The organism is Rhizobium viscosum (assembly GCF_014873945.1).
GTDB classification, from domain to species: Bacteria; Pseudomonadota; Alphaproteobacteria; order Rhizobiales; family Rhizobiaceae; genus Rhizobium; species Rhizobium viscosum.
On record NZ_JADBEC010000001.1, the window covers coordinates 834,181 to 852,829 of the forward strand.

Genomic DNA, 18,649 nt, shown 5'->3' on the forward strand with positions numbered 1-18,649 from the left:
CGATAAGAAGCCCTTGCGATGCCTCAGGTTGCGGCTGATGCCTGCTCACGCCGGCCCGTAAAATAGGGCAATGCGAACATGTAGAGGCCACTGAACAAAAGCAGGAAAAGCGGTGGTAGCGGCGAGTAGACCACAAAGGCAGGCGGGGTGCCCACCGCCATGGCGGCGAAATTGGCAATGACAGTCATCGTGAAGATGATGGACAGCCAACGGTGAAGCTGACGGATCGCCTTGTTCCAGTTCATTATTCTTCCTCCTTAGACAATCAGACGCCGTTCGTCCTGGATCAGTCGGCGCGCGCCAGCACCTGTTCCAGATTTTCGAAGAAGCGCTGCCAGCCGAACTTGGCGCCCTGGTAGGCCTGTTCCTGATCCGGACGGAAGCCGGCTTGTTCCATGCGCAGATGCGTGCCCGAGCCGATGGGTGTCAGGGTCCAGGTGACGGTACTTTCGAGGCCGTAGGCATCCCAGGTATAGGCAAGCGTCCTGTTCGGCTCGATTTCCAATACCCGGCAGTCGACGGAGCCCCACTCGGCGGTGAGCTTGAAACGATGGTCCGGAACGAGCTTGAAGTCGTTTTTCATCAGCCATTCCTGGATCAGATGCGGTTGGGTGAGCGCGCGCCAGATCTTTTCCGGCGGGAAGGCGATCTCCCGCTCGACGATGACGGAGCGGATCTCGGTTGCGGTGTCGTTCATTGGTCCATCCTTTTGAGCAAATCTTCCAAAGCGTCGAACCGGCTCTCCCAGAAGCCGGCCATCTCCGTCGTCCAGTCCGCCAGAGGGGCAAGAGCCTTGATCTCGGCGCTGTAATGCGTCTGGCGACCCTCGTGGCGGTCGCGGACAAGGCCGGCAGTCTTGAGCACTGCCAGATGTTTCGAAACAACCGGCTGAGAAACACCGGCGCGAGCCGTCAGGGCGCCGACTGTCTTCTCACCTTCACGACACAGGCGCTCGAAGATGCCTCGACGGGTCGGATCGGAAAGCGCCCTGAAAAGCGCATCTTGGGTGTCAGACATCTTAATTCATACCCGATTGGCTATGAATAATCGATAGCCAATCGGGTATGGATAAGTCAAGCCGTATTTGACAATGGATTGAAGGAAAACCGAAGCAGAAACGAAAACACCCGGCGCTTGCAGCGCCGGGTGCTGAAAATCAGGTGTTCGGAAGTGCTTACTTCGTTGCCGCTTCGTAGCGCTCGAGGACGTAGTCCCAGTTGATGAGGCTGTCGACGAAGGCTTCGAGGTACTTCGGACGGGCGTTCCGGTAGTCGATGTAGTAGGAGTGTTCCCAGACGTCGACGCCGAGGATCGGGGTGGCCCCGTGAACGAGCGGGTTTTCGCCATTCGGGGTCTTGGAGATTTCGAGCTTGCCGTTCTTGACGGAAACCCAGGCCCAGCCCGAGCCGAACTGGGTGGCGCCGGCATTGGCGAAATCGGCCTTGAACTTGTCATAGCCGCCGAGATCGGAGTTGAAGGCAGCTTCGAGCTTGCCCGGCAGCTTGTTGCCGCCGCCGCCCTTCTTCATCCACTTCCAGAAATGGATGTGGTTGTAGTGCTGAGCAGCATTGTTGAACAGGCCGGCATTGGTGCCGAAGGACTTCTTGACGACCTCTTCCAGGGAGAGATCGGCGAGGCCGGCTTCCGCTGCAAGCTTGTTGCCGTTGTCGACATAAGCCTTGTGGTGCTTGTCGTGGTGGAACTCCAGCGTCTCCTTCGACATGAAGGGAGCAAGGGCTTCGTAGTCATAGGGAAGTTCAGGCAATTCGAAAGCCATATCAGATCTCCTCTTGGCAATAGATTGCGTCATCGGCAGGTGAGGCGGAACATAGGAGGGGAAGCATTGAGAGGCAACCGGCGAATTATCAAAAAACAACCGCTTCGAGGAAAATTTGCCTCTCGTCACGAGCTCTCTCCGCGCGCATAAATCACCGGGGGATGTTGCGCTTTCCGGGATATGAAAGCAGCGTGACGAGATGACGAGGACTGGCATGCAAAGGAATAAAATCCCTCTCCTCGCGACGCTCACATTCCGGTTATCGCGCCTGGAAAATGAGGCACGCTCGTATCCGTAGCCGCGTTTAGGGGAGACAGCCGATATTTCAATAAAAAACTGTTAATTTCTTTTGGGCGCTTTTGACAGGCGATGGGTAGCGCGTCTTAGATGCAATCCAGGGCTATCAAAGAGCGTTAGCGCAACTTTTGATAGGAATCACTTAATTAGCATTGCATAAATCATTTCAGGGACTTCTGACATCAACTTCGGGGCGTGTGATGGTCATGAGCTTTTTTCGTCGTAATGAAGAACCCGTCAAGTCGGGTTTGAGAGTATCCAGCCATCGCCAGCTACCATCCGTCACCGAGCAGACAGCTCTGGTGGATCGGCCGCCGGTCCAGTACAGCGTTTCGGAAGTCGATGATTTCCAGGCTTTCGGCACGGCAATCGAGGAGAACAAGCAGTCCTCCGAAGAGCTGCTGGTCAGCCTGACATCGCTGCAGGAACGGGTCTCCTCGCTGCTCGGCGCGCACAGCCACTCGCTCAACGAAACGGGCGCACTAAGGGCCGAATGTTCGCGTTTGAGCTCGCTGCTCGACTATGAGAGCAATGCGCGGCGAAAGGCCGATCAGGAAAACCAGCGCCTGACGGCCGACAACAAGGAACTGACGCTCGACGGCAGCCAGCTTCGCGTCGAGGCTGGCACTTACCGCGAAGAACTGGTGAAGCTGCAGGGCGTGCACGAGCTGACGCGGGAAGAATTCACCGTCGTCGAGGCGCGACTGATCGATGCCGAGCGCGAGATCCGCGACCGGGCGCTGCAGTTCGACGAGGTTTCCGCACAGCTTCGCCGCACGCAACAGGATCATGATGCGCGCAGCCGGGAACTCGCGAGCACCCGCGAGAAGCTTGAGCTGGAAACCACGGCCCATCAGTTGCTCGCCGAAAGCTCGCGTCGCGAAAACAGCATCCAGCTTCGAGAAATCGCCCGCCTCAACGAAGAGCGCAGCCACCTCAAGACCAATCTTTCGGAGTACGAGGCGCTGACGCGCGGCCTGCAGTCCTCCGTCGCCAACCTGAAGCAGGATCTCGCCGCTTCCGAGGAGCGCTATCGCCGCCTGGAAGCCGAATTCGAAACGCTGGAAACCTCCTCGACGCTCGAACTCGCAAACCTGCGCACCAAGCACGAGGCGATCGGCTCGAAATCCGAGCTCGTCGAGAAGCTGCTGTCGACCGCCAACAGCCGCAACAAGATGACGGACGAGGAGCTGCAGTCGACCCGCGCGGAACTGAAGCGTACGAAGGGCGAACTCGCCACGGCGCTGGCGCGCCTGGAGCGGATGACCGACGAACTCAACCGCGTTCGCCTCAACGGCACGGAAAGCGAAGCGGCACGCCGCGAGCTCGCTGCCCACAGCAACGATCTGGTGATGAAGCTGCGCGAGGCCGAAAGCCAGCGCAGCAAGCGCGACCGCGAGATCGAAGCCTTCAAGCACGATCTGGATACGCGCCTCGATACGGACCGCTACGAAATCAGCCAGCTGCGGACGAGCCTCGAAATCGCCAAGTCGGAAATCCGCCAGCTCCGCGCCGAACGCGCCATCCTCAGCGGCCAGCTCGAAGTGGCTCGCGGCGATCGCCCGAGCCTCGCAGACGCCCTGCCCGTCGAAGAGCCCGTGAAGGAGGAGGTCCGGATGCCGGCCGCTACCTTCGCGCCGATGATCGACATTTCCAACAAGTCGCTGCGCGGCAACGGCATTGTCGCCGGCTCGATCAATGACGAACTCGCCGCCATCGAAACCAATCTGCGCACGCCGGCGGAGTGATCGAAGCGCTCTTCGGCGGGAAGAGAACTTTCCGCCGAAGGCGAAAACAGTACATCTGACAGATCCTTTGCCCAGTCGCCGGAACCAGAGCCTGCCTTTACGAGTTTGAAGGCAGGGTCTGGAGGAGGCGCTCTCATGGGACAAGTTCGAAATCGGGGACAAGTTCGAAATCGGGGACAAGTTCGAAATCGGGGACAAGGTCAAAATCAGGCGGAAGACCAGCAGAAGATCTATCAGCGCTGGGCACCGGTCTATGACCAGGTCTATCGCGGTCTCCTGCGCGACGGGCATCGCACGCTGGCGCGGCTTGCGGCTGACGCCGGTACGGACATTCTGGAAATCGGCGTCGGCACCGGGCTGGTGCTCCCCTACTATCCCCGGCGATCCCGGGTGACAGGCATCGACATTTCCGAGCATATGATCGCCAGAGCACGGGAAAAGGTCATCAGGCAGAAGCTCTTCCATATCCGGCAATTGCAGGTGATGGACGCCCATGCACTCGCCTTCGAGGACCAGTCTTTCGATGCTGTCTGCCTGCCTTTCGTCATCACGCTCATTCCCGAGCCGGAACGGGCGCTCGATGAATGCGCCCGCGTTTTGCGGCCGGGCGGCGAGATCATCCTGGCCAGTAAGCTCGGCGACGGTGCAGGGCTGCAGGGAGCGATCGAGGAGGCAGTGGCCCCGCTTGCGCGGCGGATCGGCTGGAGCTCGTCTTTCCGGATCAGCCAGATCACCGACTGGGCGCGCAAGAGCGGTTTCGATGCCATTGAAATATTGCCGGTTTTCCCGAACGGCTTCTTCAAGGTCATCCGCCTGAAACGGCGCTCGCCTGACGCTTGAGACGAAACTTTTTCCGCCCTTAACTGTTTCAGTCTTGCCTTCGCTCGGCCCTTTGTTCGCCAAGGATTTTCATGAGCACCGATTTCTTCCTCTTCATCATCGTCGGTTTCTGCGCGCAGATCGTCGATGGCGCGCTCGGCATGGCCTTCGGCGTGCTCTCGACGTCCAGCCTGCTTGCGCTCGGCGTGCCGGTCGCCAATGCCAGCGCGATGACGCATGTGACGGAGATGTTCACGACGGCCGCATCAGGCATTTCTCATGTCTGGCACCGCAATGTCGACTGGAAGCTCGTGGCGCGGCTCGCACCCGCCGGCATGATCGGCGGGGCGTCCGGCGCCTTCCTGCTTGCCAATGTCGATGGCAAGGTCATTGAGCCCTTCGTTTCGGCCTATCTGATCGCCATCGGTCTCGTGATCCTCTGGAAAGCCTTCCACCCGACACCGAAGCGCGATGTCCGCGACTGGATGGTGCCGCCCGTTGGGCTTTGCGGCGGCGTGTTGGATGCGATCGGCGGCGGCGGATGGGGACCGATCGTTACCAGTTCGCTGGTCGGCCGCGGCCATGATCCGAAGCGGGTGATCGGATCGACCAATTTCACCGAATTCGCGGTGACGCTGATCATTTCGATCACCTTCATGCTGGCGCTAGGCTGGTCGGAGCTTGGCTCTGCGGTAGGTCTGATCATCGGCGGCGTGATCGCTGCACCCTTCGGGGCAATCCTCGTCAAGCGGCTGCCGGTGAAACCGCTGATGATCGCAGTTTCGATCGTCATTATCGCGACATCGCTCCTGCGGTTCTTCTAAGCCGTGTTGCGGCCGAAATAGACATCGACAGAGGCTATCCTGTCACCGGCGAAACGAAAGCTCTCCATGTTGCGGAAGGCTTTGCCGTTGGTCATTTCGGCGCGGTAACGCACGACCCCGTCATCCCCCTGAACCGCCAGGAACTCGATGTCGAAGGCGCTTAGCGCCGGCTCGTTCGGCCAGCAGCGCTCGAAATAGGCGGCGCGGTCGATATGATCATCCTGCGGACTGGAAAAGGTAAAATCCTCGGTCAGCATCGCGCTGACAATATCCTTGCGGTGATCAATATAGGCTGCATAGAGATCGCGCAGCATCTGGGCGCGGTGTTCGTTTCTGTTGCTCATGTCTGCTCCTCGATATTACCGATTGCATATTGCAATCAGCTAGAGGCGAAATCGGGATATTCAAGGGCTTTCCGCTGCCAGCAGGTCTGATCGGGTGGAATCCGTCCTTGGCAGCCCTCAGTGTAGTGCGTAAAGTGAGGGTCGCCTCATCTTGGCGCTAGCCAGACTGTACCGAAGAAGATCCGCAATGACCGACACGCAATGGGACGCCGCAGAGGTGGCGCCCGGCTCCGCTTACTGGAAACGCAATCTCGTCATCTCGCTCCTTGGCTCGTTCACGACCATCGTTGCAATGACGCTGCTGCTTCCCTTCCTTCCGCTTTACGTGGAAGAGCTTGGCGTGAGCGAGCATGCGGCGATCGTGCAGTGGTCTGGCATCGCCTATGGCGCGACCTTCTTTGCCGCCGCATGCGTGGCACCGCTCTGGGGCCGGCTCGGCGACATCTATGGACGCAAGCTGATGCTGGTGCGCGCAAGCCTCGGCATGACGATCGCCATCTCGCTGATGGGCATGGCCGGCAGCGTCTGGCAACTCGTGGCGCTGCGCCTTTTCGTCGGCCTGGCGGGCGGTTATGCCTCGGGCTCGATGGTGCTGGTGGCGACACAGACGCCGAAAGACCGGTCCGCCTGGGCGCTCGGCGTGCTCTCATCCGGAATCATGGCCGGCAATCTCGTCGGTCCGCTGATCGGTGGAGCGCTGCCGCCCATTATCGGCATCCGCGGCACGTTTCTGGCGGCCGGCGGCATGATCTTCCTCGCCTTCCTGGCGACGACTTTTCTGATCAAGGAGGAGAAGTCGGCGGTCCGCAAACAGGCGGCCAAGGCGTCCGGCGGCTGGAAATCCATTCCCGACAAGGGGCCTGTCGTCGCGATGCTCGCGACCGGGCTGCTGCTGATGCTCGCCAATATGTCGATCGAGCCGATCATCACCGTCTATGTGGCGCAGCTCGTCCCCGATCAGGGACAGGTGACGATGGCGGCCGGCATTGTCATGTCGGCGGCAGCGCTCGGCAGCATCCTCTCGGCCTCGCGGCTCGGCAAGCTCGCAGACCGGATCGGCCACTGGCCGGTCATTGCCGGCGCGCTCGCGGTTGCCGGACTGCTGCTCATACCGCAAGCCTTCGTAACCGCCTCGTGGCAGCTGATCGGCCTGCGCTTCCTGATGGGCCTGGCGCTCGGCGGGCTGTTGCCCTGCATCACCGCGGTCATCCGGCATAGTGTGCCTGATAGTGCTGCCGGCAGCATTCTTGGGCTGTCCATCTCTTCGCAGTATGTGGGACAGGTCGCCGGGCCTGTTCTCGGCGGCTTCGTCGGCGGGCATATCGGCATGCCGGCTGTCTTTCTCGGTACCAGCGTCCTGCTGCTCGCGGGTGCGGCCTTCACATGGTTGGTGCGGACGAAGGACGAGGAAGGCTGAGCCTCATGCTTTTCGGCAGATCATATCGACGCCCCGATTTCGCCAGGACTATCATCGACCCGTCCGTGCCGGCGGGATTAACAGTCGCAGCGAACGCTTTCATGCCATCCATTTGCGGTGTTCGGCGAAGCGATCCACCAGCATGTCAAGGAATAGCCGCACCTTGGTCGGAAGATGGCTGCGGTTCGGATAGACGGCGTTGATATGGATCTCGACCCCGCGATAATCCGGCATCATCTGCACCATGCGGCCGGCCTCCAGATCCTCTGACACGACGAAGCTTGGGGCGAGGAAGATGCCCTGCCCATTCAGCACCAGATAACGCAGAGTCTCCGCGCTGTTGGAAATGATGCTGCCGCCCACCTTGACGCTCTCCTGCCGTCCCTCGGCATCCTCGAAACGCCATTCTTCGCCAAAGGGATAATAAGCGTATTGCAGGCAATTGTGCTCGGCGACTTCAGCCGGTGTCGTCGGCATGGCGTGAGTTTTCAGATAATCCGGCGAGCAGACGAGGAAATGCCGCCATGGCGTCAGCTTGCGCGCAACGAGGCTCGAATCCGGCGACGGCGTCGTGCGGATCACCAGATCATAACCATCCTCGATCATATCCACCGACCGCTCGCCGATACTGAAATCGATCTGCACGGCCGGATAAAGCGTCATGAACTCGTTGATGACAGGCAGCAGGAAGCGGACGATGGCGCTGCTCGTGTAGAATCTCAGCGTGCCGCGCGGCGTGGAACTCAGTGCACCGGCAGCGCGGTCCGCTTCCTCCAGGTCGGCCAGGATCTGCGACGAGCGCTCGTAATAATATTTGCCTGTTTCGGTCAGGCTCACTTTGCGAGTCGTACGGTTCAGGAGCCGCACGCCGAGGCGATCTTCCAATGATTGCACATGGTTACCCACCATGGTGACGGACATGTTGAGGCGTCTTGCTGCCGCTGAAAAACCGCCGCACTCCACCACCCGACCGAAGACTGTGAGGCTGGTCAGCCGATCCATATTGTTCCTCGATTATCCGCTGAGAGTTGATGATCCTTCCGGAAAACAGCAGATTATCAGAAAGCACTGCTGGGTCCATCTTCAACGCATCGAACATGGCTTCGCACGGACGAGGCCAAGACGAATGGAGAAGGACAATGGTTGAACTGCCCCGCAACGATGCTTTCAAGAATGCCCAGCAGGGTGGGATCGGCCCTACCGCCGAAGCTGCAGCACCAGCTGCAGAAGCAATGGCTGCAGCCGCAGCGGCCGCGGAAACTCCGAAAAAGCCCGGCCGCAAGCTCATCAAGCGCACCGTTATCGCTGCAGCCCTGCTTGCCGGTGCCGCCTTCGCAGGCGATTTCGGCTATCGCTACTGGACGGTCGGCCGCTTCATCGAATCCACCGACGATGCCTATGTGAAGGCGGACTACACGACCATCGCGCCGAAGGTTGCCGGCTATATCAAGGAAGTGCTCGTCAACGACAACGATACCGTCAAGGCTGGGCAGGTTCTCGCCCGCATCGACGACCGCGATTTCCAGGCAGCGCTCTCGCAGGCCAAGGCGGAGGTGAAGGCGGCCGAAGCCGCCGTTACTAATCTCGACGCCCAGATTTCGCTGCAACAGTCGATCATCGCACAGGCACACGCAACGCTCGATGCCTCACGGGCTTCGCTTGTCTTCGCCCAGTCCGATGCCGAGCGCGCCAGCCGGCTGATCACCAACGGCGCCGGCACGCAGTCCCGCGCCGAACAGAGCCAGTCGCAGAAGGATCAGGCCGCCGCCGCCGTCGAGCGCGATCAGGCCGCTGTGGTTGCCGCCGAGAACAAGGTGCCGGTGCTGCAGACGCAGCGCGAACAGGCGCTCGCCCAGCGCGACCGCGCCGTTGCCGCCGCCGGCCAGGCCGAGCTCAACCTCTCCTATACTGAGATTGTCGCGGCCGTTGACGGCACGGTCGGCGCCCGCTCGATCCGCGTCGGCCAGTATGTCACCTCGGGTACGCAACTGATGGCGGTCGTGCCGCTGCATGCGGTCTATGTCGTTGCCAATTTCAAGGAAACGCAGCTGACCTTCGTGCGCCCCGGCCAGATGGTCGAGATCAGGGTCGACAGCTTCCCTGATGTCGCGATCAAGGGCCATGTCGACAGCGTCTCGCCGGCAAGCGGCCTCGAATTCTCGCTGCTGCCGCCCGACAATGCTACGGGCAACTTCACCAAGATCGTCCAGCGCATCCCGGTCAAGATCGTCATCGACGACGAACGCCTTGCCGGCCTGCTGCGCTCGGGCATGTCGGTTATCCCCGAAGTCGATACCAAGGCCGCTCAGACCTCCGCGGCCGCGGCGGAAGGATTATCCACTCCTGCTGGATGATCCTTCCGTTTCTTCGTCAATTATCACCCGAACAGCGTCGTGAGAGAGTTTTCCGCAGAGCCGGAAGGAGATAAGTCATGGCTACGCTTCAGATCGCCGCAAACAGCAATTCGGTCGCGCGTCCCGCCGCTGCGGCCGTCCCCGCTGCCAAACCTGCCATGAGCCCGCTTCGCATGTGGACAGCCGTCGTCGGCTCGACGCTCGGCGCCTTCATGGCGATCCTCAACATCCAGATCGTCAATGCTTCGCTTGCGGACATCCAGGGCGCCATCGGCGCCGGCACCGACGATGGCGGCTGGATCTCGACCTCCTACCTGATCGCCGAGATTGTCGTCATTCCGCTCAGCGCCTGGCTTGCGCGCGTCTTTTCGGTGCGCAACTACCTGCTGGTCAACGCCATCCTTTTCCTGGTCTTTTCGGTCGCCTGCGCCTTTGCTGTCAATCTGCAGCAAATGATCATCCTGCGTGCGATCCAGGGCTTCACCGGCGGCGTGCTGATCCCGATGGCCTTCACCATCATCATCACGCTCCTGCCCAAGCCGAAGCAGCCGATCGGCCTTGCGCTCTTTGCGCTGTCGGCCACCTTCGCTCCGGCGATCGGTCCGACCATCGGCGGCTATTTTACCGAAAACTGGGGCTGGGAATATATCTTCTATATCAATCTCGTACCCGGCGCGCTGATGGTCGGCATGCTCTGGGCCTCGCTCGACCGTGCGCCGATGAACCTCGGCCTGCTCGCCAAGGGCGACTGGCCCGGCATCATCACCATGGCGATCGGCCTCGCCGCACTGCAGACCGTGCTGGAAGAAGGCAACAAGGAAGACTGGTTCGGCTCCGATTTCATCGTCCGCCTCTCCATTATCGCCGCCATCTCGCTGACGCTCTTCCTGATCATCGAATTGAAGGTTTCCCATCCGCTCTTGAACCTGCGTCTGTTTGCCCGCCGCAATTTCGGTTTCGGCATACTTGCGAATTTCCTGCTGGGCATCGCGCTTTATGGCTCCGTCTTCGTGCTGCCGATCTACCTGACCCGCATCCAGGGTTACAATTCCGAACAGATCGGCTTTGTCCTCGCCTGGACCGGCATTCCGCAGCTCGTGCTGATCCCGCTGGTGCCGCGCCTGATGAAGCGCTTCGACATCCGCCTGCTGATCATCGTCGGCTTTGCGCTCTTTGCCGCCTCGAACTTCATGAACGTGCACATGACCGGCGACTATGCGAGCGACCAGCTCTTTTGGCCGAATGTCGTGCGTGCCGTCGGCCAGGCGCTGGTCTTCACACCGCTCTCGGCGATTGCCACTGCTGGTATCGAACAGGAGAATGCGGGTTCCGCTTCCGCCCTTTTCAACATGATGCGCAATCTCGGCGGCGCAGTCGGCATCGCTTCGCTGCAGACCTTCCTCTCGAAGCGCGAGCAGTTCCACTCGAATATCCTGACCAATTCTGTCTCCGTCTTCGAGGAAGCCACCCGCGACCGCATTGCAAAGCTTACCGGCTACTTCATGAGCCACGGCGTCGGCGATCAGGCGCTTGCCACGCACAAGGCAGTCGTTGCCATCGCACTGAAACTGCGCAGACAGGCCAATATCATGGCCTTCAGCGATACTTTCTTCCTGCTCGGCATCGCCCTTGTCATCGCCTTGCTTGCCACCCTGCTTCTCAAAAAGCCCGGCCAGATCTCCGGCGGCGGCGCGCACTGAGCACCGCGCCACAAGGAGGAAACACCTGTGAACAATCTGCTCGACATCGAATATGCCGTTGAAACCAAGGCATCGGCCGGCAGCCGCAACACGACTGCCGCGCTCGACCTCATCGAATGGCTGACCGGCGACGAATGTCACGCTCTCGATGAGCCGGGCCTCGTCTCCGGTCTCGGCCGCCGCCTGCGGGCGCTCGGCGTTCCCGTCGACCGGCTGACGCTTCATCTCATGACGTTGCACCCGGAATTCATCGGGCGCACCATCGCCTGGGCGCCAGGCGAACCGGTGGAGATTCATGACCGTGAGCATGGCGCACGGCTCGCCATTGCCAACACGCCGCTGCACAGAGTTTTCGAAACACGCGAGATGCTGATCGCAGGGCCGGGCAAAAGCCCGCATGGCCGTTGGCAGCATCTCGACATCTTCGCCGGGCGCGAGCTCGTGCAACTGATGCTTGCCCCGCTCTGCAATGCCGACGGTCCGGTCAGCGCGGCCATCTTCGGCACCAAACGGCCGGGCGGCTTCACCGCTTCGGAGATGCAAGTGATCGAACGTATCGTGCCGGCGCTACGCAATACCAGCGAACTCCGCATCCTGCGGCAGGTCGAACTCAGCCTGCTCGACACCTATATCGGTCCGATGACGGCAAGCCGCATCCTTGCAGGCCAGATCCGCCAGGGCGAGATCGAATCCATGCAGGCCGCCCTCCTGCTTTGCGACCTGCGCGGCTTTACCGAACTCTCCAACCGGGTGCCGGGCGAAACCGTGCTCGGCCTGCTGAACGCCTATTTCGACCACGTCATTCCGGCAATCACGCGCGAAGGCGGCGAAGTGCTGAAATTCATGGGCGATGCAGTGCTCGCCTTCTTCCCCGGCTACGATGCAGCCCGAACCTGCAATGCCGCGCTTACGGCGGCGCGGGCGATCCTCGAAGCGCTCGATGGGTTCAACTACGATGGGATCGGCGCCAAGGCCGGCATCGCGCTGCATCATGGCGAGGTCAGCTACGGCAATATCGGCTCAGGCCGGCGGCTGGATTTCACGCTGATCGGCGGAGACGTGAATCTCGTCAGCCGTATTCAGGGCGTGTGCAGCGAGCTTGGGGAAGCCCTGCTGATGTCGCAGGACTTTTTCAATGAGGTGCGCCCTGAGTACGCCGTGTCGGCGGGAAGCCACAGATTAAAAGGCTTCACGGATGGGGTAGAGCTTTATGCAGTGAGACGCTAGGCAGCGTCGCACTACTCCTCATTCCCGCCGCGCCCGTAAGCCCAGTTCATATAGAGTTCCAGCGCCTTGCGGGTAACCGGGCCTTCCTGGAAATTGCGGCCGTCAAGCCTGTTGACACCGACGACCTTCGAATAGTTGCCGGACGTGAAAATCTCGTCGGCACCCATGAAATCCTCGACAGAAAGAGTGGCCTCGCGCACGTCGAAGCCCGCCTTGCGCAGCAGGCCGAGGACGCGGAACCGCGTGATGCCGGCGAGGAAGGTACGGTTGGCAATCGGCGTGAAGACGACGCCGTCCCTGACCATGAAGACGTTCGAGGAAGCGGTTTCGACCACATTGCCGTTCATGTCACGCATCAGCGCATTATCGAAGCCGCGGCTTCTCGCTTCGGCAATCGCCCGGCCGCTGTTCGGATAGAGCGCGCCTGCCTTGGCATCGGTCATCGCGGTTTCCGGCGTGGGGCGGCGGTAGGGCGAGACGGTCAGCGAAGAGCCGCCATGGCCGCCCATCGCCGCTTCGAACAAGCAGAGCGCGAAGCGGGTGGATTCGCCATCAACGGCCACGACACTGCCCGGCGAACCATGCTCGCCCCAATACATCGGCTTGATATAGATCGGCGTCTTGCCGTCGAATTTCTTCACGCCATCCCAGGCAAGCGCCTCGATCTCTTCAGCAGTCTTCACCGGCTTCAGGCCCATGGCAACGGCGGAACGGTTGATACGCTGGCAATGAAGGTCGAGATCCGGCGCAATGCCATCGAACCAGCGGGCGCCGTCGAAGACAGTAGAACCCAGCCACATGGCGTGAGAGGTTGGCCCGATCAGCGGCGGGTTGCCGGCAATCCACTCTCCGTCCACATAGGTCCAGGTGGTCGTGCGCGGTGACGTATCGACGGGCATCTGCGGCTCTCCTTATGAAGTCAGCAAAGCAAAATCCTCCCTTTCGGGGGTGGTCAAGCGTAAATTGACGGTTGAAACATCGAAGCAAGAAAATGCCGGAGACCGCATTACGATTGAAATATTGATGCGCGTGTCATGGTGCTAAAACGATGGGTGCATAAGGGAAAATGATGGAAAGGCGACTGGATGAAAACCCTCGCCGCATGCCATCATGGATGACGATACGCCTGTGCTGTTCGAGGAGAAGTCAGATGAAAGCCATGTATTACGAAGCCTTCGAACAGGCGCCTGAGATCCGCACCGTGCCGGACCCGACGCCTTCGGAAGACGGTGTGGTCATCAAGGTCGGAGCGACTGGGCTCTGCCGCAGCGACTGGCACGGCTGGATGGGCCATGATCCGGATATCCGTCTGCCGCATGTGCCGGGCCACGAGCTTGCCGGCAAGATCGTCGCAACCGGCAAGGGCGTCGTGCGCTTCAAGGTCGGCGACCGGGTGACGGTGCCCTTCGTTTCCGGCTGCGGCCATTGCAGCGAATGCCATTCCGGCAACCAGCAGGTCTGCCCCAACCAGTTTCAGCCGGGCTTCACCCATTGGGGCTCCTTCGCGGAATATGTCGGCATCGACTATGCCGATACCAATCTCGTGCACCTGCCTGAAAGTGTGGACGATGCGACGGCGGCAAGCCTTGGCTGCCGCTTCGCCACCTCTTTTCGCGCCGTCGCCGACCAGGCACGCACCGGCCCCGGCGAATGGATCGCCGTACATGGCTGCGGCGGCGTGGGGCTCTCGGCGATCATGATCGCGACGGCACTTGGAGCCAACGCCATCGCTGTCGATATTTCCGAGGAGAAGCTTGCCTTTGCGCGCGAATGCGGGGCGGTCGCCATGATCAATGCTTCCGCGGTCGCCGACGTGGCGGAGGCGGTGCGCGAGATCACTAAGGGTGGCGCGCATGTTTCCATCGATGCGCTCGGGCACCCTGTCACCTGCTTCAATTCGATCAAGAACCTGCGCCGGCGCGGCCGGCATGTGCAGGTAGGGCTGATGCTCGGCGAGCATTCGACGCCGCAGATCCCGATGGCCCAGGTGATCGGCCATGAGCTGGAAATCTACGGCAGCCACGGCATGCAGGCATGGCGCTACGACGCGATGCTTTCCATGCTCGCCGCCGGCAAGATCGCGCCGCAGAAACTGATCGGCAAACGCATCAGCCTTGAAGAGGCAGTGCCGGCACTGATGACGCTCGACAAGGCCGAAGGCACGGGCATCAGCGTGATTACGCAGTTCTAGAAATGTGGGACGGCTGTTCGCACCAGTGCGGACTACCAGAAGCAAGATTGCGATCCCACCTATAGGTTGACGAAGCCAGCAGTATGCCCGCGGCGATGGGGGATTTCATGAGCGAGACACAACGCAAGCTGACGACGATCTTTGCAGCCGACGTGCAGGATTATACGCGCTTGATGGGCGCGGATGAGGAAGGCACGCTCGCCATGCTCAAGCATTATCGCGATGCCATGTCTCGCCTCATCGCCTCGCATGGCGGACGCGTGGTCAATACCTGGGGCGACGGATTGCTGGCCGATTTCCCGAGCGTTGTCGAAGCGGTGCGGGCGGCGATCGACGTGCAGAACGAGCTAGCAGGCAAGAATGCAGCGCGGCCCACGGATGGGCGCATGCTCTTCCGCATCGGCATCAATCTCGGCGACGTCATCGTCGAAGGCGAGGATATCTATGGCGATGGCGTCAATATCGCTGCCCGCCTGCAGGCATCCGCGCCGGCCGGCGGGATCGTGATCTCGAACACGGTCTATGACCAAGTGCGAAACAAGGTGGCTGTCGGGTTCGACTTTCTGGGGGCATTGGAGATGAAGAACGTTGCCGATGCCGTGCCGAGCTATGCCGTGCGCATCGGCGATATCAGCGCGGAACCGCGGAAGCCGGCAGCCGCTCCCGAACGGCCCGTCGAAATCCCAGCACCAAGACCGGTCCCGGCGCTGCGCCCGCGCGGCAGGCTGCGTAAGCTCGGCGGCATTCTCGCTCTTATCGGCGCAGTGCTCATCTTCATCAACATCGTCACTTGGGAAGGCGAGTTCTGGGCCGTCTGGCCGATGCTTGCCTTCGCCTTCGTGACGGCAATGATATGGGTACGGAGGCAGGACCGGTTCGATCAGCGCGTCGCCGCGTTTGCCGTCATCGGGGTCGGCATCGTCGCTATCAACATGCTGACATGGCACGGGACATTCTGGGCAATATGGCCACTGCTGGGGCTTTCGGTCGCCGCCGGCATTCGCTGGGCGATGCGCGACTGAGACTTAGGTGTCCCGCGACAACCGAAGGGCGGCGCCGTCGATCATCATCCGCAGGCCGGCCTCGAAGAAGGCCTCGTGACCGCAATTGCGATAATGCGTGATCGCCCGGTGCGTCAGCGGGAAATCGGCGGCTGCAGCATCGAGCTTTTCCCGCTCCGGCGGCGGCTCGGCCTGCTCCTCGATGACACAGCCGACGGTGTAGCGGGCGATGGCGACGAGTAACTCCATGGCGAATTCCGCTTCCATGCCTGCTCCGACAAGGACTGCGATATGGGCTTCGACATTGGGAAGATCCTGCGGACTGGTTTCCGTGCCGGCATGCACGCGGCCGCCATCGCGATAGCTCAGGAGCGTGCGACGGAAATCACGGGTGTTTTCGAGCACGAAGTCCCGCCAGTTCTCAGGCACGACCGGCCAGTCGTGGGTGTGGCCGCGCGTCATGATCTCCTCGGCCATGGCTTCTATGAGCGCCCGCTTGCTCTTGAAATGCCAGTAAAGCGCGGGCTGGCGCACATTCAGCCGATCGGCGAGCAGCCGCGTGGAGAGCGCATCGATGCCCACCTCGTTCAAGAGCTTCAGCGCTTCATCGACGATCTGCGCCCGGTCCACCTTCATCCTGTTCCCATTCCCTGTTGCCATTTCAATTTATCAGCGATAAGGAGCTTATCAGTGATAAATTTTCCGATGATCCCATGAAAAAAGCGCTCACCGTCATCTATGCCACCGTGATCCTCGATGCCGCTGGGATTGGCCTCACCCTGCCGATCTTTCCGCGGCTGCTGGAGGATGTCGGCCATACCGACAATCTCGGCTGGCGGTTCGGCGCCTTTCTGGCGCTCTATGCACTGATGCAGTTCATCTTCTCGCCGGTGCTCGGCTCGCTGTCGGATCGCTTCGGCCGCAAGCCGGTGCTGATGCTGTCGCTAGCCGGTGCGGCGGTCGACTATGTGTTCATGGCCCTTGCGCCGTCGCTTTGGCTGCTCTTCATCGGCAGGGCGATCGCCGGCATTACCGGTGCCAGCAATGCGGTCGCTGCCGCCTGCGTGACCGACATTACCGAAGATGCCGAGCGCACGCGTCGCTTCGGCCAGTTGAGCGCCTGCTTCGGCATCGGCTTCATTGCCGGGCCGGCGATTGGCGGCGTGCTTGGCGAATTCTCCGTGCGACTGCCCTTCATCGCCGCTGCCGGGCTCAATGCAGCCAACCTGCTGATGGCCCTCTTCCTTCTGCCGGAGACGCACAGGACCGGTGCGGAAGCCGAGAGCCAAGAGTTTTCGCCGCTGGCGCATTTCCGCTGGCTGCTGGGCTACCGGTTGCTGCTGCCTCTTGCCGGCGCCTATTTCATCCTTGCGCTTGTCGGCGAGGTCGGCGGCACAATCTGGGTTCTCTATGGTCAGGACAAATTTTCCTGGCCGCCGATGATGGTCGGCCTCTCGCTCGCCGCTTTCGGCTTCTTCCATGCTGTCGTGCAGGCCTTCATCGCCGGACCGATCAGCGAGCGATGGGGCGAGCACCGGACACTCCTGATCGGCATCATCGCCGACAGCGCAGCCTATATCATCATCGCGCTGGTGACACAGGGCTGGATGGCCTTCCTGCTGATGCCGCTCTTCTGCCTCGGCGGCATCGGGGCTCCGGCCCTGCAGTCTCTGGTGACAGGGCGTGTCGACAGCGATCATCAGGGGCGTGCGCAGGGGCTGCTTGCGAGCATGACGAGCCTCGCCTCGATCGTCGGGCCACTGGCGATCAGCACGATCTACTTCGCTTCGCGCGATATTTTCCCCGGGCTTGTCTGGGTCCTTGGCGCGGGTTTCTACGTGCTCTGCCTGCCGGTTGCCTTCACGCGCCGGCCGAAAGATGCCACGGCCTGAAAGCGAGCGACGGCGGGATGATCATCCCGCCGTCTGCTTCGGTTATTGGGCGACGCCGATCGAAGCCAGGTATTCGGCCGAAGCGATGATCTTCGACTTGTCCTTGATCTCGATAATCAGACGCGGATTGCTTTCGACCTTGGCAAGCGCTGCGAAAACCGCACGCCAGTTGACAGTGCCTTCGCCGAGCGCCCAGTGGCGGTCGGCATAGCCATCGGCATCCTGCAGGTGCACGTGGCCTAGGCGGCTGCCGGCGGCACGGACGTAATAATCGACCGGCGGGGCGCCGGTGGAGCCGTGGGCGTAGTGTGCATGGCCGGTGTCGATGGAGACGGAGACGGCCGGCGAGTTGAAGCTTTCAGCCAGTGCCACGCGGATATGCGGGTCCTTGTCTTCGATATTCTCGATGACGAGGGTGCAGCCGATTTCCTCGGCACGCTTCACCGCATCGCGCATCGTCTGATGGCAGTATTCAACGATCTTTTCGCGTTCGCCCTCGTTATTGTCGAGGTTGTTGTAGCTCCAGGTCGTATAGGGGCTGTGGACGACCATATGCGTGCCGCCGATCGCGGCGCAGACATCGAGGCCCTGCAGCATGCGGCGGGAGACGACCGCGCGGATATCCGGATCCTGTGAGGCAATGATGAAGCCCCAGAACGGGCCATGAATACCGACGCGGCCCTTGTAGCCGTCGAGCAGCTTCCTGGCGCGATTGGCACGCAGGGTCCAATCACCATTCAGAACATCTGCATCGATGAAGCTCTGCAGTTCGAGATCGCGGGACTTTTCAAAGAGCCAGTCACGATGGTTTTCGAGTTCGTCGATCGTCATGGCAGCGCCGACGACGGGAAGAGAAGACATGGGGTTGCTCCGCTGATGGTATGCCGGATTGGCAGGGAAGGATCGGCGGGTTCTATGCACCTCTTCTATGTCGCAGATATTACAGTAATGGCAGTGGCCAACCTGTCGCACTTGCGAAGCGGTGAAGCCATACCGATATGATCGCCGTCGGCTTCAGAGCCTGAAAGCGCGCGAAAGCCGCATACTTTCCGCCCTGC

At 61.0% G+C, this 18,649-nt stretch carries 19 protein-coding genes; 10 read left to right on the forward strand and 9 right to left on the reverse strand.

Annotated elements, in window-relative coordinates; genetic code table 11:
• Positions 1-23 precede the first annotated feature (23 nt).
• From H4W29_RS04260 to H4W29_RS04275, 4 genes are all read right to left on the reverse strand, one after another.
• On the reverse strand, positions 24-245 hold the full coding sequence (locus H4W29_RS04260) for a hypothetical protein (protein ID WP_192727816.1): 222 nt from the start codon (positions 243-245) through the stop codon (positions 24-26).
• A gap of 41 nt (positions 246-286) precedes the next feature.
• Positions 287-697 (reverse strand): SRPBCC family protein, encoded by a 411-nt coding sequence (locus H4W29_RS04265; RefSeq protein ID WP_192727817.1) that lies wholly within the window; start codon positions 695-697, stop codon positions 287-289.
• Positions 694-1,017, reverse strand: a complete 324-nt coding sequence (locus H4W29_RS04270; RefSeq protein WP_192727818.1) for an ArsR/SmtB family transcription factor — start codon at positions 1,015-1,017, stop codon at positions 694-696. Before H4W29_RS04270 ends, H4W29_RS04265 begins: the two co-directional genes overlap by 4 nt.
• Before the next feature lie 157 nt (positions 1,018-1,174).
• On the reverse strand, positions 1,175-1,777 hold the full coding sequence (locus H4W29_RS04275) for a superoxide dismutase (protein ID WP_192727819.1): 603 nt from the start codon (positions 1,775-1,777) through the stop codon (positions 1,175-1,177).
• A gap of 503 nt (positions 1,778-2,280) precedes the next feature.
• Here H4W29_RS04275 and H4W29_RS04280 point away from each other — a divergent pair.
• From H4W29_RS04280 to H4W29_RS04290, 3 genes are all read left to right on the forward strand, one after another.
• Positions 2,281-3,822 (forward strand): coiled-coil domain-containing protein, encoded by a 1,542-nt coding sequence (locus H4W29_RS04280; protein ID WP_246517117.1) that lies wholly within the window; start codon positions 2,281-2,283, stop codon positions 3,820-3,822.
• Between the two features lie 135 nt (positions 3,823-3,957).
• Positions 3,958-4,662: a class I SAM-dependent methyltransferase gene (locus tag H4W29_RS04285; protein WP_210332141.1), complete on the forward strand. Its 705-nt coding sequence runs from the start codon at positions 3,958-3,960 to the stop codon at positions 4,660-4,662.
• Between the two features lie 71 nt (positions 4,663-4,733).
• Complete coding sequence (locus H4W29_RS04290; protein ID WP_192727821.1) at positions 4,734-5,465, forward strand: sulfite exporter TauE/SafE family protein; 732 nt, start codon at positions 4,734-4,736, stop codon at positions 5,463-5,465.
• On the opposite strand, the gene H4W29_RS04295 is transcribed toward H4W29_RS04290, so the two are convergent.
• Positions 5,462-5,809 (reverse strand): nuclear transport factor 2 family protein, encoded by a 348-nt coding sequence (locus H4W29_RS04295; protein ID WP_192727822.1) that lies wholly within the window; start codon positions 5,807-5,809, stop codon positions 5,462-5,464. The two genes, H4W29_RS04290 and H4W29_RS04295, sit on opposite strands and share 4 nt — an antisense overlap.
• A 187-nt stretch (positions 5,810-5,996) precedes the next feature.
• Between H4W29_RS04295 and H4W29_RS04300 the strand changes: the two genes are divergently transcribed.
• Positions 5,997-7,226, forward strand: coding sequence for an MFS transporter (locus H4W29_RS04300; protein WP_192727823.1), 1,230 nt, complete (start codon positions 5,997-5,999; stop codon positions 7,224-7,226).
• Positions 7,227-7,325: 99 nt separating this feature from the next.
• On the opposite strand, the gene H4W29_RS04305 is transcribed toward H4W29_RS04300, so the two are convergent.
• Positions 7,326-8,228, reverse strand: coding sequence for a LysR family transcriptional regulator (locus tag H4W29_RS04305; protein ID WP_192727824.1), 903 nt, complete (start codon positions 8,226-8,228; stop codon positions 7,326-7,328).
• A 137-nt stretch (positions 8,229-8,365) separates the two neighbouring features.
• Between H4W29_RS04305 and H4W29_RS04310 the strand changes: the two genes are divergently transcribed.
• The 3 genes from H4W29_RS04310 (at position 8,366) to H4W29_RS04320 (ending at position 12,507) form a co-directional block, all read left to right on the forward strand.
• On the forward strand, positions 8,366-9,580 hold the full coding sequence (locus H4W29_RS04310; protein WP_192727825.1) for an HlyD family secretion protein: 1,215 nt from the start codon (positions 8,366-8,368) through the stop codon (positions 9,578-9,580).
• 77 nt (positions 9,581-9,657) lie between these two features.
• Positions 9,658-11,280: an MDR family MFS transporter gene (locus H4W29_RS04315; RefSeq protein ID WP_192727826.1), complete on the forward strand. Its 1,623-nt coding sequence runs from the start codon at positions 9,658-9,660 to the stop codon at positions 11,278-11,280.
• 45 nt (positions 11,281-11,325) lie between these two features.
• Positions 11,326-12,507: an adenylate/guanylate cyclase domain-containing protein gene (locus tag H4W29_RS04320; protein ID WP_376776578.1), complete on the forward strand. Its 1,182-nt coding sequence runs from the start codon at positions 11,326-11,328 to the stop codon at positions 12,505-12,507.
• An 11-nt stretch (positions 12,508-12,518) separates the two neighbouring features.
• Here H4W29_RS04320 and H4W29_RS04325 read toward each other — a convergent pair whose 3' ends face one another.
• Positions 12,519-13,406 carry a branched-chain amino acid aminotransferase gene (locus tag H4W29_RS04325; RefSeq protein ID WP_192727828.1) on the reverse strand — a complete coding sequence of 296 codons (888 nt, stop codon included), beginning with the start codon at positions 13,404-13,406 and terminating at the stop codon, positions 12,519-12,521.
• Between the two features lie 251 nt (positions 13,407-13,657).
• Here H4W29_RS04325 and H4W29_RS04330 point away from each other — a divergent pair, with 251 nt between their 5' ends.
• Together H4W29_RS04330 and H4W29_RS04335 are read left to right on the forward strand one after the other, a co-directional pair.
• On the forward strand, positions 13,658-14,698 hold the full coding sequence (locus H4W29_RS04330) for a zinc-dependent alcohol dehydrogenase family protein (RefSeq protein WP_192727829.1): 1,041 nt from the start codon (positions 13,658-13,660) through the stop codon (positions 14,696-14,698).
• Between the two features lie 107 nt (positions 14,699-14,805).
• Positions 14,806-15,720: an adenylate/guanylate cyclase domain-containing protein gene (locus H4W29_RS04335; RefSeq protein WP_192727830.1), complete on the forward strand. Its 915-nt coding sequence runs from the start codon at positions 14,806-14,808 to the stop codon at positions 15,718-15,720.
• 3 nt (positions 15,721-15,723) lie between these two features.
• Here the strand turns inward: H4W29_RS04335 and tetR are convergent, their stop codons facing one another.
• The gene (gene tetR / locus H4W29_RS04340) at positions 15,724-16,335 is read right to left on the reverse strand and encodes a tetracycline resistance transcriptional repressor TetR (protein ID WP_192727831.1); all 612 of its coding nucleotides are present in this window, start codon (positions 16,333-16,335) and stop codon (positions 15,724-15,726) included.
• A gap of 77 nt (positions 16,336-16,412) precedes the next feature.
• Between tetR and tet the strand changes: the two genes are divergently transcribed.
• Positions 16,413-17,591 (forward strand): Tet(A)/Tet(B)/Tet(C) family tetracycline efflux MFS transporter, encoded by a 1,179-nt coding sequence (tet, locus tag H4W29_RS04345; protein ID WP_192727832.1) that lies wholly within the window; start codon positions 16,413-16,415, stop codon positions 17,589-17,591.
• A gap of 42 nt (positions 17,592-17,633) precedes the next feature.
• Here the strand turns inward: tet and H4W29_RS04350 are convergent, their stop codons facing one another.
• Positions 17,634-18,452, reverse strand: a complete 819-nt coding sequence (locus tag H4W29_RS04350) for a sugar phosphate isomerase/epimerase family protein (RefSeq protein WP_192727833.1) — start codon at positions 18,450-18,452, stop codon at positions 17,634-17,636.
• Positions 18,453-18,649 lie beyond the last annotated feature (197 nt).

What these genes read in the sequence shown, in the direction of transcription:
- H4W29_RS04260 (WP_192727816.1), bottom strand. Translation starts at nt 245, where the DNA reads ATGAACTGGAACAAGGCGATCCGTCAGCTTCACCGTTGGCTGTCCATC.
- H4W29_RS04265 (WP_192727817.1), bottom strand. Translation starts at nt 697, where the DNA reads ATGAACGACACCGCAACCGAGATCCGCTCCGTCATCGTCGAGCGGGAG.
- H4W29_RS04270 (WP_192727818.1), bottom strand. Translation starts at nt 1,017, where the DNA reads ATGTCTGACACCCAAGATGCGCTTTTCAGGGCGCTTTCCGATCCGACC.
- H4W29_RS04275 (WP_192727819.1), bottom strand. Translation starts at nt 1,777, where the DNA reads ATGGCTTTCGAATTGCCTGAACTTCCCTATGACTACGAAGCCCTTGCT.
- H4W29_RS04280 (WP_246517117.1), top strand. Translation starts at nt 2,281, where the DNA reads ATGAGCTTTTTTCGTCGTAATGAAGAACCCGTCAAGTCGGGTTTGAGA.
- H4W29_RS04285 (WP_210332141.1), top strand. Translation starts at nt 3,958, where the DNA reads ATGGGACAAGTTCGAAATCGGGGACAAGTTCGAAATCGGGGACAAGTT.
- H4W29_RS04290 (WP_192727821.1), top strand. Translation starts at nt 4,734, where the DNA reads ATGAGCACCGATTTCTTCCTCTTCATCATCGTCGGTTTCTGCGCGCAG.
- H4W29_RS04295 (WP_192727822.1), bottom strand. Translation starts at nt 5,809, where the DNA reads ATGAGCAACAGAAACGAACACCGCGCCCAGATGCTGCGCGATCTCTAT.
- H4W29_RS04300 (WP_192727823.1), top strand. Translation starts at nt 5,997, where the DNA reads ATGACCGACACGCAATGGGACGCCGCAGAGGTGGCGCCCGGCTCCGCT.
- H4W29_RS04305 (WP_192727824.1), bottom strand. Translation starts at nt 8,228, where the DNA reads ATGGATCGGCTGACCAGCCTCACAGTCTTCGGTCGGGTGGTGGAGTGC.
- H4W29_RS04310 (WP_192727825.1), top strand. Translation starts at nt 8,366, where the DNA reads ATGGTTGAACTGCCCCGCAACGATGCTTTCAAGAATGCCCAGCAGGGT.
- H4W29_RS04315 (WP_192727826.1), top strand. Translation starts at nt 9,658, where the DNA reads ATGGCTACGCTTCAGATCGCCGCAAACAGCAATTCGGTCGCGCGTCCC.
- H4W29_RS04325 (WP_192727828.1), bottom strand. Translation starts at nt 13,406, where the DNA reads ATGCCCGTCGATACGTCACCGCGCACGACCACCTGGACCTATGTGGAC.
- H4W29_RS04330 (WP_192727829.1), top strand. Translation starts at nt 13,658, where the DNA reads ATGAAAGCCATGTATTACGAAGCCTTCGAACAGGCGCCTGAGATCCGC.
- H4W29_RS04335 (WP_192727830.1), top strand. Translation starts at nt 14,806, where the DNA reads ATGAGCGAGACACAACGCAAGCTGACGACGATCTTTGCAGCCGACGTG.
- tetR (WP_192727831.1), bottom strand. Translation starts at nt 16,335, where the DNA reads ATGAAGGTGGACCGGGCGCAGATCGTCGATGAAGCGCTGAAGCTCTTG.
- tet (WP_192727832.1), top strand. Translation starts at nt 16,413, where the DNA reads ATGAAAAAAGCGCTCACCGTCATCTATGCCACCGTGATCCTCGATGCC.
- H4W29_RS04350 (WP_192727833.1), bottom strand. Translation starts at nt 18,452, where the DNA reads ATGTCTTCTCTTCCCGTCGTCGGCGCTGCCATGACGATCGACGAACTC.